A 16050-nucleotide genomic window follows, 5' to 3' on the forward strand; every position below is an offset into this window, starting at 1 on the left:
ACGGTCATCGCATGCTCATCACGATCCGGTCTGGACTGCACAGACGGATTGTCAAACTTCGATGTTGTTGCGCAACTGACCTATTCAAATGTATGCTCACCAAGCATGCGATCTGCGGGCACAATCCCGGCCCCGACCGCTCTCGAGCGCATATCCCGCGCTCACAACCACGGAAGAAGTACACACAATGAACGAGACCTCACTGCGGTCGACTACCAGGGTCACCGATCAGAATCACGAGCAGGTAGTTTTCTGCCAGGACGAGAAATCAGGGCTGAAGGCGATCATCGGCCTGTATTCAACTGCCCTCGGCCCCGGCCTGGGAGGCACCCGGTTCTACCCTTACGCTAGCGAGGACGACGCGATCTCCGACGTCCTCAACCTCTCAAAGGGCATGGCGTACAAGAATTCCCTAGCTGGCCTCGACCTCGGCGGCGGCAAGGCAGTCATTATCGGTGATCCGAACACCATGAAGAGCGAAGCGCTACTGCGAGTGTACGGGCGGTTCGTGGAGACGCTCGCCGGCCGCTATTACACCGCGTGTGACGTCGGCACCTCCAGTCCCGACATGGACATCATCGCGCGCGAGACGTCGTACGTCACCGGCCGGTCGCTCGAAGAGGGTGGAGCGGGCGACTCGTCGATCCTTACATCGTGGGGCGTGTTTCAAGGCATGCGAGCATCGGCTCACCACGTATGGGGCAGCACCTCGCTCGCGGGCCGCACCGTAGGAGTGGCCGGGGTCGGCAAGGTCGGCCGCCATCTAACCGCACTCCTCATTGATGCGGGCGCCGAGGTTGTTGTTACCGATCCTTTCGCACCCGCAGTGCAGTCGCTGCTGGACGACTACCCAAGCGTGCGTGTCGTTCAGACGACAGCGGAACTGATCGGGCAAGCTCTCGACATCTACGCACCCTGCGCACTCGGTGGCGCTCTGACCGACACAGTTGTCGATGAGCTGAGCGCACGAATTGTCTGCGGCGCGGCTAACAACCAGCTAGCCCACCCCGGAATCGACAAGCGACTGAAGGAACGAGCGATTACGTACGCTCCTGACTACTGCGTCAATGCAGGCGGAGTTATCCAAGTAGCGGACGAGTTGAACGGTTTCGACTTCGACCGCGCAAAACTTCGTGCCACAGGCATCTTCGACACGACACTCAACGTACTCGAGACCGCAACCAGAGAAGATACGACGACCGCCGCTGCTGCGGATCGCCTCGCGGAGCAACGCATCCGCGAAATTAGCCGACTGAAGGCCGTCTGGACACCGGGATCCTAAGGGTGCATGACCTCCAGGTCACCACACGTGTTTCCACTTCGCGTTCGTGGTTCTGAGTGTCAGAGCTTCTCATTGCAGAGTGAGCTCCCTCGCTACTGCCCCTCATTTCGACGCACCAGCGGGTTCTCAGTGGCCGGGCTCCTCCGCCGGCCAACTCATTAACACTGCACGTGGCTCCGTAGGCATTCATTTCCTGGACTTCTCCGCCACGGCAAACGAGCGCAGACGACCTGAGCCCAGCGTGCTCGCGCGTGACTTGTACAACGACCGGATCACAGGATCCCACTACGTACCGGCATTCCGGAAAGCAAACAGATTGGACGGTGGTCTCCATCATGACTGCTTCGGCGACGGATGACCTCACTAAACCCTACGACCTCGACGATCGATACAGGCACGGCGCGGGGCCAACACTCCTCACCGGCGTGCAGGCGATCGCGCGATTCCTGGTGGAGCAACATGTCCGCGACACCGCTCGTGGACAGGCGATCGGGACTTTTGTCTCCGGTTACCAAGGAAGTCCCCTCGGTGGTGTCGACCGCATGCTGGGCGGCATGCAGGATGTACTCGACGAGAACAGCATTCGATTCGTCCCTGGCTTGAACGAGGAGCTCGCTGCGACATCAGTATGGGGTAGCCAAGCAACCCTTGCGCCTGGTGCCGCCACCCACGATGGGGTAATCGGTGTTTGGTACGGCAAAGGCCCTGGAGTTGATCGCGCTACCGACACCATCCGTCACGCCAATATCTACGGTGCAAATCCGAAGGGGGGCATCGTTCTCATGGTGGGCGACGATCCCGCCTCGAAGTCGTCGACGGTACCTGCCGTCAGCGAGCGATCCCTTGCTGCCCTCGGAGTGCCCGTACTCTTTCCACGCAATGCCCGCGAAATCATCACCATGGGTATGCACGCAGTAGCTCTGTCCCGCGCATCCGGGTGTGTGGTCGCCCTCAAGATCGTTGCCGACGTCGCCGACGGCGCCTGGAATGTATCGGCGGATGATTTCGCCGATCTGTCGATCACGGTTCCCACTGTTGAACACAGGGGACGTCCATTCGTATACACGCAACGACCGATGGCGGTCGCACCATCCAGTATCCTCGCCGCCGAGGCCGACCTCGTCGGTCCCCGGTGGAAGATCGTTCAAGCGTACGGTCCCGCCAACAAGCTCGATGTCATAGAGGTGAACCCGCCGGAGGCGAGGTTGGGCATCGCGGCCACAGGCACGACATTCGATTCGGTGCGGCAGGCGCTGATCGATCTCGGCGTCGAGGACCACCACCTCCATTCCGCAGGCATCCGCTTGCTGCGCGTCGGGATGACCTACCCACTCTGCTCTGACACGGTGAACCAGTTCGCTGCAGACCTCGACCACCTGCTCGTCGTGGAAGACAAAACCGCCTTCCTCGAATCCCAGTTCCGCGAGATCCTCTACGGAGCGACCAACGCTCCTCAGATCGCGGGCAAGAAGGACTTCGAAGGTCGAGACCTCGTGCCCGCGGGGGGCGAACTGACCTCCGGACGCCTCCTTGCCCCGCTCCGACGCATCCTGGACGGGCGCGTCGAAACGAGACGCCCTCTTCCTGCGCCGCTGAAGCTAGATGTTCTGCCGCACAACCGAACTGCCTATTTCTGTAGTGGCTGCCCACACAACCGATCGACAGCCATTCCGGATGGTTCCCTCGGCGGAGGTGGCATCGGCTGCCACATTCTGGTGACCATGTCCGGAAGAGAAGACAGCGCGGTCACTGGCCTGACGCAGATGGGTGGTGAAGGAAGCCAGTGGATTGGTCAGGCAGCGTTCACCGAGGTCCCACACATCTTCCAGAACATCGGAGACGGAACTTTCTTCCACTCAGGTCAACTGGCACTGCAGGCATGCGTTGCCGCCGGAGTGAACATCACCTACAAGCTGCTCTACAACGATGTGGTAGCCATGACCGGCGCCCAAGATGCCGAAGGCGCACTCTCGGTCGCGCAATTGACCCACAAGCTCATCACCGAGGGTGTCAAGCAGATCATCGTCTGTGCCGACGAACCTCATCGGCACAACAAGCGGAAGCTCGCCAAAGGCACAAAGCTATGGCACCGAGATCGCCTCGATGACGCGCAAAGGGAGTTGCGCGAAATCAAGGGAGTAACCGTCCTGATCTACGACCAGCACTGCGCCGCTGACGCCCGCCGACAGCGTAAGCGCGGAACACTACCCACCCGTAACACTCGGGTGATCATCAACGAGGCCGTGTGTGAAGGATGCGGCGACTGCGGCGTCAAGTCGAACTGCCTGTCGGTACAACCTGTCGACACCGAATTTGGACGCAAGACCCGCATCGACCAAACATCCTGCAACACCGACTACACCTGCCTCGACGGAGACTGCCCGTCGTTTGTCACAGTAGAGCTGAACCCAGGGAAGAAGCCACCAAGAATCGCTCGCCCGACACCCCCCGCGTGCGCCGAGCCAGACCAAACAGTCGGGTCCACGACGCAGAACATTTTCCTGGCCGGAATCGGGGGCACCGGGATCGTGACGGTCAACCAGGTGTTGGCCACCGCGGCGCTGCGTGCGGGTCTCGAGGTCGAAAGTCTCGATCAGATCGGCTTGAGCCAGAAGGCCGGCCCGGTCGTCTCCCATCTCCGCTTCAGCGCCAGCGCTCTCGAACCATCCAATCGACTCACCCCCGGCAACGCCGACTGCATCCTCGCATTCGATCTACTGACCGCTACTGAGAACAAGAATCTCGCGTACGGACATGCACGCTCAACTATTTCGATCGCGTCCACGAGCGCCACGCCGACCGGCGACATGGTGTACGACAAATCCGTGCAATATCCGGACACAGAATTGTTGCTGGATAGATTGGCTGGTGCCTCGCAAACCGTGCACTCGTTCGACGCCCTCGCGGCGGCTCAGGAGTTGTTCGGCAACACCGCAGCGGCGAACTTCCTATTGATCGGCGCCGCCTACCAGGCGGGCGGCTTGCGTTTGCCCGCCGCGGCGATCGAAGAGGCCATCGGAATCAACGGCGTCGCAGTAGAAGCGAATACTTCAGCCTTTCGCTGGGGCCGTACCGCGATCGACCATCCGGCAGCCTTCAAGGAGGCCACAGCACTTGCCAACGTCAAGGACGAACCACTGGTGGCGCCGGCGCACCTCTTCGCGGACACCACCTTCGGCGGAGAAGTGCGCCGAATGGTCGAGTTGCGCGCCGCCCAACTCATCGAGTTCCAATCCACGCGTGTGGCACACGAGTACATCGAGCAGATTGAACTGGTGTGGGCGGCTGAGCGACAGGTGAGCGAGCGAACCGACTTCAGCGAGGCAGTTGCTCGCGGGTTGTTCAAGTTCACTGCGTACAAGGACGAATATGAGGTCGCGCGGATGTTGGTCGATCCGGCATTTCTCAACGATGTCAAGGCTCAAGTGCCGGCAGGCGAGAAACTGACTTATAGGCTCCATCCGCCGATTCTGCGAGCGATGGGGCGCAAGAAGAAGATCGGGCTGGGACCGAGATCGCACTTCGCCCTCAAAGTGTTAGCGAAGGGCAAGAGACTGCGAGGAACGAAGTTCGACCCGTTCGGATACGCCCACGTTCGCAGAGTCGAACGGGAACTACTAACTCAGTATCGACGCATGGTTGCCGACCTCGCCGTCACTCTCGATCGGGTCGGATACGACAAAGCCGTTGAGATCGCCCAACTACCCGACATCGTGCGTGGGTACGAAGAAATCAAGCTCCACAACGTCGAGTTGTATACCACTCGACTACTTGAACTCGGGATGCACCAATACCTTCCACACCGCGACGGGGAGCGAAGTGATGTCTAGCCTCGCAGCCGCGGAGACGCCGCGGAAGTATGGGATGCCGACATTTGGAACGGACCCTCAACTCGAGACGTACTCGATTGAGTGCAGCGATACCGCCGACGTAATCCCGCGCCTGACAACGCTCTTCTGGCGACACAGTGTCGAGTTGCAGAACCTGTCGACGTGGAAATCGATACGGTCCGGTGGTAGCCAAGGCATGGTCGTTACTTCTCGAAGACCCGCCGCCCTGACTGACGAAGCATTGGTCAAGCGGATCAATCATCTAGTCGGTGTCGTCAAGGTTCGACGGGAGACGTTCGAGGAGAGTCTCAAGTTCAAGGACCTCACGGTCGAAGTGTCCGCGACTGGATACTACGTCGATAAACTCGCAACCCTGGGATACGAGTTCAACGCGACTCCGCTGCGGTACTCGATGAAGTGCATCGTGATGCAGTTGTTCGACAGCGGGAAGCGGATCGACGAGTTCCTAACCCGATTGTCGAAGCACATCGACCCACGCATGACGGGAGAGGTCAGGGTCGCGTCCTCGCAACGGCCTGCACTCGTGCTCCTGAGCCGTAAGGCCCTCGGTGGGTAGGCCGACACCAGACACAACAGCGCACGATTCACCTACTACATCTCGAAAGGCACCTCCGTGCGCATTGTTCTGACGGGCCCACCCGGCGCGGGTAAGGGCACCCAGGCACAGTTGCTCTCGCAGACACTCGGCCTCCCACGCATCTCCACCAACGACCTGTTTCGCCACCACATTTCCGAAGGCACCGAGCTGGGAATGAGGGCGAAGTCTTACATCGATGCCGGTGAACTGGTTCCGGGCGATGTCACCATCGACATGGTGCACAACCGGCTGATCGAAGAGGACACGCGGTCCGGGTTCATCCTCGACGGCTTCCCCCGAACCGTTCAGCAAGCGATCGCGCTCGATGAAATCCTCAACGAACAACTGAACCAACTCTGGGCCGTACTCGATTTCGAAATTGCCGAAGAAGAGGCTCTCATCCGCATGCTCTCCCGCGGCCGCGTCGATGACACGCCGGATGTCGTCCGCCACAGATCGCGCCTCTACAATCTTGAAAAGCAAGCACTCCGTGACTATTACGCGCCCATCCTCGTCACTGTGCGTGCCGAAGGCAAGGTCGAAGAGGTACGGGCACGCACCGTGCATGCCCTCAGTGAACAGATCCCGCTACTGCAGTACTCAGAGCTGGGGTAGTACCGAGGCTGACCGCGCACACTTGCAACCACCCGGGTCGTGCGGATGTTTTCTCTGTACAACTATTCGCCGCGTAGGTCTCGCCCGAACCTGTTCCGCATAGTTCCTTTCGTGCGTGAATCCCGATATTCCTCTGAACCCGCACGACCGTCGGCGGGACCACTAACCGTCCGCAGTGACACAAGGAGTCGTAGGCCATGACGTCCACACAGACCTCCCCCGAGCAGCTCCAGATCCCTGCCGCTCGCGATTACTCCATGTTCGTCGACGGTGCGTGGGTCGAAGCGCGGGGAGGCGAGTGGAGTGACGTGACGACACCGATTCTGCGTGAGCACGTCATCGGCCGGGTGCCCAGCTCCGAGGCCGCCGACGTAGACCGGGCGGTCCAGGCCGCGCGCAGCGCGTTTCCGAAGTGGCGGTCCCAGCATTTCACCGCACGCCAGCGTGTTCTCGGGAAGATCGCCGACGCGATCGAGAGCCGATCCGAGGAGCTCGCCCGGCTGACCGCCCTCGACACCGGGAACGCGCTCCGTACGCAGGCCCGCCCGGAGGTGCTCACCCTGGCGAATCTGTTCCGGTTCTTCTCCGGCGTCGCGGGCGAGATCAAGGGCACCGTGCTGCCCGCCGGCGACGACCAACTTCAGTACACCTGCCAGGAGCCGCTCGGCGTCGTCGGCTGCATCCTGCCCTGGAACTCGCCGCTGATGATCGCCGGCTTCAAGCTCCCCGCCGCCCTCGCGGCTGGCAACACCGTCGTCGTCAAGGCCGCCGAAGCCGCACCGCTGAGCGTGCTTCTCCTCGCCGAGATCTGCGCCGAATTTCTGCCGGCCGGTGTGCTCAACGTCATCACCGGACGCGGCTCCGTCGCCGGTGAGGCCCTGGTACAGCACCCGGGCGTCGACAAGGTCTCGTTCACCGGGTCCACCGAGGTGGGACGGCGGGTGGCCCGCGAGGCCGGCGGCCGGCTCGCGCACGTCTCCCTCGAACTCGGTGGGAAGAACCCCTCGATCGTGTTCCCCGACGTCAACATCGATAACGAGTTCATCAACCAGCTGCTGCTCTCGACCCGCGTGCACCGTCAGGGGCAGAGCTGCACCGCCGGGTCCCGGCTGTTCCTGCACCAGGACATCTACGACGACGTGCTCGGGCGTCTGGTCGACACCCTCGCGACTCTCGAGGTCGGCAACCCATTGGCCGAGTCCACGGACATGGGCGCCATCATCAACGACAAGCAGTTCGCGTCGGTGTGCGGATTCCTCGACGACGGCCTCAGCTCGTCCCAGGTCTCGGTGCTCCTCGACGGTTCCCCCGCCAAGGTCGGCAACTCCGACGGCTATTACATGGGCCCGACCGTGTTCTCCGGTGCCGACAACTCCTGGCGCCTGTCCCGGGAAGAAATCTTCGGACCCGCGCTCGTCGCGATCCCGTGGACCGAGCACGCCGATGTCATCGAGCTGGCCAACGACTCTCACTACGGGCTCGCCGCCTACGTCTGGACCCACAACCTCGACTTGGCGCTCAATACCGCACACGCTCTCGATACCGGATGGGTGCAGGTCAACCAGGGCGGCGGACAGATGGTTGGTCAGTCCTACGGTGGCTACAAGCAGAGCGGGATCGGACGCGAGGTATCGGTCGAAGGCACGATCGCCGGTTTCACCCAGACCAAGCAGGTGAACGTGCGCCTGCGTTCGATCTGACACTCGCCGAGCGCGGTGCCGCAGGTACGCTCGCCGGTGGGGAGGGGTTCCGAAGATCGTGTCCAGCGGCGGGTCTCGCCTGATCGTCGATCGCGATCTCCGAACGACAGGGGTCGGTGAACCTCCCTCTCTACCCCACGGCGAGCACGCAACACGGAAAATCGGACTCGTTGACCGGCAACACCGTTGACGTCTCCGAATTCTCGCCGTGCTTCTTCACACAGGACGGATCAAGACATGAATGTGGGACCCCTTAAAGACATGCTCGTCCTCGACCTCTCGCGGGCACTCGCGGGACCGATCGCAGCGATGATGCTGGGAGATCTCGGCGCCCGGGTCATCAAGGTCGAAGCCCCCGGAACCGGCGACGATTCGCGCACTTGGGGGCCGCCGTTCGTCGGACCCGAGCGCGATCCCCACTCGTCGTACTTCATGTCGGCCAACCGGAACAAAGAGTCGATCGTGCTCGACCTCAAGAGCGAGCACGGCCGCGACGCCCTGCGCCGGCTGATCCAACGCGCCGATGTACTGATCGAGAACCTGCGACCGGGCGCATTCGACCGTCTGGGATTCTCGGCACCGGTCCTCGAGGATCTCAATTCGCGGCTGATCACGCTGTCCATCACCGGGTTCGGCCACGACGGGCCCGAGGGCTCGCGTCCCGGGTACGACCAGATCGCCCAGGGCGAGGCGGGTCTGATGTCGGTCACCGGAGGTCCGAACGGTGAGCCCACCCGCATCGGCGTACCCATCGCCGACGTGCTCGCCGGCGTGCACGGCGCCACCGGCGTGTCCGCGGCCCTGGCTGGCCGAGAAAAGACCGGCAAGGGGATGGTGGTGCGCACCTCCTCGCGGCCGCCATCAGTGCCCACACCTTCCAGGGCACGAAATGGACGGTCGGCGACCAGGTCGCCCAGCGGTCCGGCAACCACCATCCACAGATCGCCCCCTACGGCAGTTTCCGCTGCGCCGACGGTTACGTGCAGATCGCGGTCGGGAGCGAGTCGATCTGGAAGAAGTTCGCACCGGTGGCGAACCTGAACGCCGCCGACCCCCGCTTCGCGGTCAACCTCGCGCGGGTCGGCAATCGCGAGGAGCTCATCGCCGCGATTGAAGCTGAGTTCGCCGACCGCACCCGCTCCGACGTGCTCGCCGTCCTCGAGGCGGCCGGTGTTCCCGTGGGTTCGATCCGCACGATCGACGAGGTCTACGAGTGGGAGCAGACCCGCAGCCAGGGTTTGGTGGTCGAGGTGGACCACTCCGTCGTCGGCCCCGTGCAGCTCCCCGGACCGTCGCTGCGGATGGAAACCGCGCACGGCCAGTCGCTGGTGCGAGCGGATCACGCGGCGCCGCCCACCCTCGGCCAGCACACCGAGCAGATCCTCGCCTGGATCGATGCCGGCTGCGATGGCGATCAGGCCCCCCACGAGCACGGACACATGGCCACCAGCCGGTCGTGAACGAGGCGCCGTGGCCTCGAAGAACGTGTCGACTCGGGTGGATCTCGAGTCGGCGCCGCGTGGATGGCGCGGTGGGGAGTCTGCGCCCGCCGTGCCGTCCACGCATCCATCCAAACCTGACTCTCGTTGGTGGAGGAACTGAATGGCTCGGACGCGGTACGCGGACTCGACTACAGCGGTTGCGTAGGCCTCTGCGAACCTGCTCAGCACACACCCCGCGCAGCTGCTCCTCTCGCCAAGCTGACCGCTTGAAACCTTCTCATAGACCTCATTAACACGCAGATGGGTCTGTGCCGTCGCCGCGGACTGTGCTTCCGACAGATAGCGAAAGGGGGCAAGTATGAATTTCGAAATCGACCTCCGATCCGACACCGTAACCAAACCCTGCGCCGACATGCGCCGTTCGATGGCAGAGGTCGAGGTCGGTGATGATGTCCTCGACCACGACCCCACGATGGCCGAACTCGAATGCCGGGTGGCAGACATGCTGGGCATGCCTGCGGCGCTGTGGGTTCCGAGTGGGACGATGGGGAACATAATTGCGCTGATGCTTCACCTCGACCGAGGTGATCGGTTTCTTGCCCCAGAGCACGCACACGTTCTAGATTCCGAATTAGGTACAGCGGCGTGGCTTGCCCAAGGCATGCCCGAGGCACTGCCCCACGATGCCGGCCCTGGGCGCCCTACCCCCGGGACTATCAAACGGGCGACGGTGTCCGCCGGCCCCTACTTCAGTCTGCGTACAACGTTGCTCTGCCTCGAGAACTCCCACAATTTCTCCGGGGGATCCGTGATACCTCCGCAGGAGTGGACTGATCTAGTCGTCGTGGCGAAGGAACTGGGCCTTCATGTGCACCTGGATGGGGCCCGGCTGTGGAACGCTTGTGTGGCACTGAGTTCAGCTGCCACCACCCTCACACAAGGAGCTGACACAGTGCAGGTGTGCTTGAGTAAAGGGCTCGGCGCGCCGGTGGGGTCGATCCTGGCAGCAGACGCCACACGTATTTCTGAAGCGCGTCGGTTCCGGAAGATGCTCGGGGGTGGGGTCCGCCAAGGTGGTGTTCTCGCCGCCGCCGGTCTCGTCGCCTTGCGTTCGATCGACAGGCTCGCCGACGATCACGAGAACGCACAGAGGCTCTCCGACGGGCTACGCGAACGTGGTTGGAATGCCCACCGGCCTGACACGAACATCGTGCTCGTCGAAGTCGCCGACCCGATACGAATGGTCAAAAGGCTTTCCGCAGAGGGGATTGGAGCGACTTCCGTCGTAGGTAAAGTGCGGTTCGTCACACATCGCGATGTCGACTCCCACTCGATCGATAACGTCCTCGACCGGGTCTACCGCCTGAGCGACCTGGCAGACTTGGTTTGATTTGCGGCTCAGCCCAGTGCGCATACGGATCGGCAAGTGGTTCGACTCGGTCCGGCACTAATCGTCCTGGATGTCTTGGGGCCGTACGAAACCTTCGAGCGGCTTTGGCTGAGGATCGTGGAATCCCTCACTCATGTCGAGGACCCGCGAAGCGGTTTGGACCTGACACCGCGCTCCGTCCTCGAGTTCGGGTCCGTCTAGACAGAGCGGCGCTGACGTTCAGCCATGAACTCATCGTCCCTTTCGGGCTCTACCAGCGACCAGCGGGTCTCCTGCGACGCGGACGCATCCACGGGGTAATGTCACGGCCTCCCGTCAAAACGATAGGGGCAGCTCTAGACGTCACCTCGAGGTGAAGCCGGCTCGCCGACGCGGTCCAAGACATGGGACGCCGCGTCGTCTTCGAGGATGAATGAACTGACGTCGTTGAGCTTTCGGCGGATCTGGCAAGCGATGAGGGTCGCGTCGAGCGCTCCAAGGCATGTTGCCTGAGCTGATGACCACGATTAGGTCTATGGGATTCGTGCACGAATAGCTGTCCGAGGAGTTCGTGGCCGAGCCACAACGTCAGGCGGAGAAGAAGGCCTGGCGGCACCACTATGTGCCCCAGATGTACCTGCGCCGGTGGACTGTCGACGGGAAGGTTCAGCCATGGAAGTCGACACAGGACGGGTCTATCCGCCGAACTCGCCGCGGGATGTGGCCTACGAGAAGAACTTCATACAGCCTGCCTGAGCTTGTCTATTAACCTTTGCCGCCGCGTGGGGCAGTTGGTGATGATGTTGTTCGGCGTGTCGCCGCGGCATGCGGCGACAGTGTGGTCCATGCCCAGGCCGGCGACGAGTTTCGGATACTCTCGGGCCAGCGCGGCAGAGGTCCTCGGTGAGGACCGTGGGCGGTTGGGAACGAGCGGGCAGATCGTCCTAGGCATCCTCGGCGATCGCTTCGACGGTTGCGTTGGGCCGGGGTTGTAGCGGTCAGATAGTGATCGCCCTCGACGGCCGGATTGGAGTTGGGTCGATCGCGGCCAGTCCGCCGCCCGTCCAGGTGCGCTTGCCGCGAATCGCGTGATGAGCGGTGCGGATCCGGGCCCGGTGGATCTTCAACGGCTTTTCGTCGGCACCGAGGAGGTCATACTGCTGAACCCATCTCAGCTGGGAGGCCCTGGTGATCTTCGGTGCCCCCAGGGCGGGATTGCACGGATGGACCAGGCTGGGCCAGAGCCGTTCGTGGTCTGCGGGCAGCATGAAAATGCGCAGCAGCGCGGAGTGCGCGAGCCATTGCTCGAGCAGACGCGCTGCCCGCCGCGGCCGGTTTAGGCTCTCGGCAGCGGTGGGGGACAACGAGGACGGCAACCGGCAACACAACCACAGAGGAGGTGGACTCCGCAATTTGATGGATGCTGGGAGCCTCGTGGCGCACATAGGCGATATCCTGGGGTGAACGGTATCAAGAGGTGGTTGCATTGGATGTGCCGTCGAGAGGTTTGTGTTCAGCTCCGTCTGCACGCACTCGTGTGGACCGAGCATCGAGCTGGAGGCACGGCGTCGCCGCTGATAGCGCAGCGAGGGATTGAGGGCCGTCGATGGCCGATTTGGATCCACTGGCGACGCAGCGTGAGCTGATACCGGCGATCACAACGGAACTAGCGGTGGCCGGTTTCGAGAATGCGCAGGAGATCGGTCGCGGCGGGTTCGGTGTGGTCTACCGATGCGAACAGCCCTCCCTCGATCGCATTGTCGCCATCAAAGTCCTCACCTCCGACCTCGATGCTGAAAACCTCGAGCGATTCCTGCGCGAGCAACAAGCAATGGGCAGGCTGTCCGGCCACCCGAACATTGTCAATATCCATCAGGTCGGCACCACGGAAAGCGGTCGACCGTACCTCGTGATGCAGTACCACGCGCGTGGTTCGCTGGATGCACGGATCCACGGCTCCGGACCGCTCGGCTGGAAGGAGGCGGTCCGAGTTGGGGTGAAGCTGGCGGGCGCCCTCGAGACCGCACATCGCGTCGGCACCCAGCATCGCGATGTGAAACCAGGCAACATCCTGCTGACCGATTACGGCGAACCTCAGTTGACCGATTTCGGTATCGCCCGGATCGCCGGCGGCTTCCAGACCTCCACGGGAGCTGTCGCCGGCTCGCCGGCCTTCACTGCCCCGGAGGTGCTCAGTGGTGAACCACCCACCTCGAGAGCGGACATCTACGGCCTCGGCGCGACGCTCTTCTGCGCTGTCACCGGCCACGCTGCTTTCGAACGCCGCAAGGGGGAGCAAGTAGTCGCCCAATTCCTTCGGATCACCACGCAACCCATACCTGATCTGCGCGGGGAGGGCTTTCCCGACGACGTGTGCGCGGCCATCGAACGGGCAATGGCTGGCAAGGCAACTGACCGTCCCGTCACCGCAGCCGAGTTTGGGGACGAGCTTCGCGAGATTCAGCGTCGACATGGCTGCAGTGTGGATGAGCTTGCGCTGGCAGCCGATCCCGGCACCGAACAGCAAATCGGCGAAGGTGTCTTCGAAGACTCAACCGGACCTGAGTCGGCCAGTCCCCGTCGACTCACGATGGACGACCGAAAGCAGCCTGCATCGGTCCACGCGCCGCCGACACCGGCAACCAAGTTTCGACCACCGACTCCCACCCGATCGCTGGTTGCGCGGGATCGACTGATCGAAACCCTGCGTGCCGGCCAGGAGCGACGATTGATAGTGATTCACGCGCCGGCCGGGTTCGGCAAGAGCACGCTCGCCACCCAGTGGCGTGACGTTCTGAGCGAGGAGGGGACGGCGGTTGCGTGGCTGAGCGTAGACGACGATGACAACAACGTCGTGTGGTTTCTGACGCACCTGATCGAGGCGATCCGACGGGTCCGGCCCGCGGTGGCGAATGAGCTCGGCCAGATGCTCGAGGAACATGGTGATGAGGCTGAGCGGTTCGTTCTGACCTCGTTGATCGACGAGATCCACGACAGCGGTGAGCGCATGGCTGCTGTCATCGACGACTGGCACCGGGTAACGAATGATGCGACTCTCGGAGCGCTGGATTTTCTCCTCCAGAATGGTTGTCACCACCTCCAGGTCATTGTCACGAGCAGAACGCAGGGCGGGCTCCCTATGAGTAGGATGCGGGTTCGCGATGAACTCGTCGAGATCGATTCCACCGCATTGCGGTTCAACGACGCGGAGTCGAGGTCCTTTCTCGTCGACCTGGCGGGGCTGGCACTCGAGAATGACGACGTGTTCCGCCTGCGGGAATCGACCGACGGATGGGTGGCCGCGCTGCAGTTGGCATCCCTGTCGCTGCGTGGGTGCGAGGACCCCGCCGAGTTGATCGAGCACATGTCGGGACGACATCACGCCATCGGCGAATACCTCGCCGAGAACGTGCTCGATACGCTGGAACCCCAGACTCTCGAGTTCCTGCTGGCGACCTCCGTAACCGAGCGGACCAGTGGCGATCTCGCGTCAGCGCTGGCCGGGGTGGCTCGGGGGCAGGCGATGCTCGAGGAAGCCGAGGATCGGGACCTCTTCCTGCGAAGGATGGATGAGGACGGGGAGTGGTTCCGCTATCATCATCTCTTCGCGCAGTTTCTGCGGCGCCGGCTCGGCCGGGATCACCCTGGCCGGGTCAACGAGCTTCATCGGACGGCATCGCGGTGGTTTGCCGATCACGAATTCCTCAGCGAGGCCGTCGATCATGCACTGGCAGCGGGAGACCAGCAGCGAGCGGTCGAGCTGGTCGAATTGGACGGAACGCGCCTGCTCGAGCACTCCCAGATGTCCACCCTGCTCGCGTTGGTCGCGAAACTGCCACCGCGACAAGTGCTGTCGAGCCCACGACTGCAGCTCGCAGTGGCGTGGGCTCACGAAGTGCAGCATAATGCGGCGGCACAGGCGGCACTCGACCTTGTCTATTCGTTGCTCGAGAAAAGCCCGCTTCCCGCCTCCGAAGTTGCGGACCTACGGGTGGAGGCCGATGTGGTCCAAGGAGCTATCGCAATCTCCGCGGACCGGATCGACGGCGTGGACGAGTTGGTGTCGGAATGCCTTGCCAGACCCGATACTCTGCGCCCGTGGGTCGTTTCCGCGGCAGCGGACGTCATTAGCTGGTTTGAGATCTACCGGTTCGACTTCGTAGCGGCGCGACGATGGCAGGACTGGGCAGCCCCCTATCATCAGCGGACGAGCGGGCCGTTCAGCGTGATGTACGGATACTGCTGTGTCGGGATCGCAGCGAGAGAACAACTCGATATCGCGGCAGCCGAGGAAAACTTTCAGAAAGCACTTCACCTCGCCAGGGAATACGGCGGCAGCCATTCGTACGCGGTGAGGTTGGCGGGTGCATTCCTCGGCGAGTTGTTGTACGAGCGAAACGACGTTACCGCCGCCGAGCGGCTGCTGGACGAAAGCTACCAACTCGGATCCGAGGGCGGCGTAGTTGATTTCATGCTCGCCACGTATGCAATTGGGGCGCGAATCAAGGCGCTACGCGGCGATCTCGAATCCGCGGTGCGACGTCTGCACGACGGAGCAAGGACGGCTGAAGTTCTCGCGCTCCCGCGGTTGGCCGCCAGAATCAGGAACGAGGAGATAAGGTGGGGACTGTCCGCAACATCCGAAACCGATGCGAACCCTCGAACCTCACAGGATGTGCGCGGTGCTGACGCTGAACTGCGCCGACAACGAGACGGCATTCTGACGGTAACCGCCGAACTCCGCGAAGACTCGGCGATAAGGATACTTGTGGCGACAGACGAGCCCAACCGACTCGATCAGGCATGCGCACGAGCAGCGGCGCTGGTGAACTACCTCGAGGGCCAGGGCCGGCCGCGGGCGTTGCTACAGGCGCATCTTCTGCTTACAGGATGCCTTGCGGCGGCAAAGAGGATCGTGCAAGCCAAGAGAACGTTGGCCCCGATCGCGGCCCAGTGCGCCGATCTCGGCCTCGTCCGTCTCCTGTCCGATGAAGGTCCACACATACTCTCCATCATCGCAGCCCTCCAAGACGATCAACGCAGCGGTAACTGGCCACCGGAGTGGTCACCAATTCCAGTCTCGTTTCTGACAGAGGTCCTGACCGCCGAGCACGGATCTTGAAACTACTATTCTAGTGGCGAATCCCGTCGTGGGCATGGATGGTGCAGCAGGTGCCTGTAGGGCGGCGAGCAGCGTAACCGTGGCAGCGAGTG

General features: G+C 62.5%; 8 protein-coding genes and 1 pseudogene. 8 read left to right on the top strand and 1 reads right to left on the bottom strand.

Features of this window, described 5'->3' with window-relative positions; all coding sequences use genetic code 11:
- The first annotated feature begins 187 nt into the window (after positions 1 to 187).
- From OYT95_RS42555 to OYT95_RS42585, 7 genes and pseudogenes are all read left to right on the top strand, one after another.
- Positions 188 to 1282 (top strand): Glu/Leu/Phe/Val family dehydrogenase, encoded by a 1095-nt coding sequence (locus tag OYT95_RS42555; protein ID WP_268792531.1) that lies wholly within the window; start codon positions 188 to 190, stop codon positions 1280 to 1282.
- A 335-nt stretch (positions 1283 to 1617) separates the two neighbouring features.
- Positions 1618 to 5112 carry an indolepyruvate ferredoxin oxidoreductase family protein gene (locus tag OYT95_RS42560; protein WP_268792532.1) on the top strand — a complete coding sequence of 1165 codons (3495 nt, stop codon included), beginning with the start codon at positions 1618 to 1620 and terminating at the stop codon, positions 5110 to 5112.
- Complete coding sequence (locus OYT95_RS42565; RefSeq protein WP_268792533.1) at positions 5105 to 5689, top strand: hypothetical protein; 585 nt, start codon at positions 5105 to 5107, stop codon at positions 5687 to 5689. Before OYT95_RS42560 ends, OYT95_RS42565 begins: the two co-directional genes overlap by 8 nt.
- A gap of 57 nt (positions 5690 to 5746) precedes the next feature.
- Positions 5747 to 6325: an adenylate kinase gene (locus OYT95_RS42570; RefSeq protein WP_268792534.1), complete on the top strand. Its 579-nt coding sequence runs from the start codon at positions 5747 to 5749 to the stop codon at positions 6323 to 6325.
- Positions 6326 to 6522: 197 nt separating this feature from the next.
- Positions 6523 to 8025: an aldehyde dehydrogenase family protein gene (locus tag OYT95_RS42575; protein WP_268792535.1), complete on the top strand. Its 1503-nt coding sequence runs from the start codon at positions 6523 to 6525 to the stop codon at positions 8023 to 8025.
- A 237-nt stretch (positions 8026 to 8262) separates the two neighbouring features.
- A pseudogene (locus OYT95_RS42580) lies at positions 8263 to 9485 on the top strand (CaiB/BaiF CoA transferase family protein).
- 340 nt (positions 9486 to 9825) lie between these two features.
- Positions 9826 to 10857, top strand: a complete 1032-nt coding sequence (locus OYT95_RS42585; protein WP_268792536.1) for a threonine aldolase family protein — start codon at positions 9826 to 9828, stop codon at positions 10855 to 10857.
- 977 nt (positions 10858 to 11834) lie between these two features.
- Here OYT95_RS42585 and OYT95_RS42590 read toward each other — a convergent pair.
- The gene (locus tag OYT95_RS42590; protein WP_268792537.1) at positions 11835 to 12212 is read right to left on the bottom strand and encodes a hypothetical protein; all 378 of its coding nucleotides are present in this window, start codon (positions 12210 to 12212) and stop codon (positions 11835 to 11837) included.
- Between the two features lie 230 nt (positions 12213 to 12442).
- On the opposite strand from OYT95_RS42590, the gene OYT95_RS42595 reads away from it, so the two are divergent.
- Complete coding sequence (locus OYT95_RS42595; protein WP_268792538.1) at positions 12443 to 15958, top strand: serine/threonine-protein kinase; 3516 nt, start codon at positions 12443 to 12445, stop codon at positions 15956 to 15958.
- Positions 15959 to 16050 lie beyond the last annotated feature (92 nt).

Origin of the sequence: Rhodococcus sp. JS3073, from assembly GCF_026810085.1 — a bacterium.
GTDB lineage: Bacteria > Actinomycetota > Actinomycetes > Mycobacteriales > Mycobacteriaceae > Rhodococcus_F > Rhodococcus_F wratislaviensis.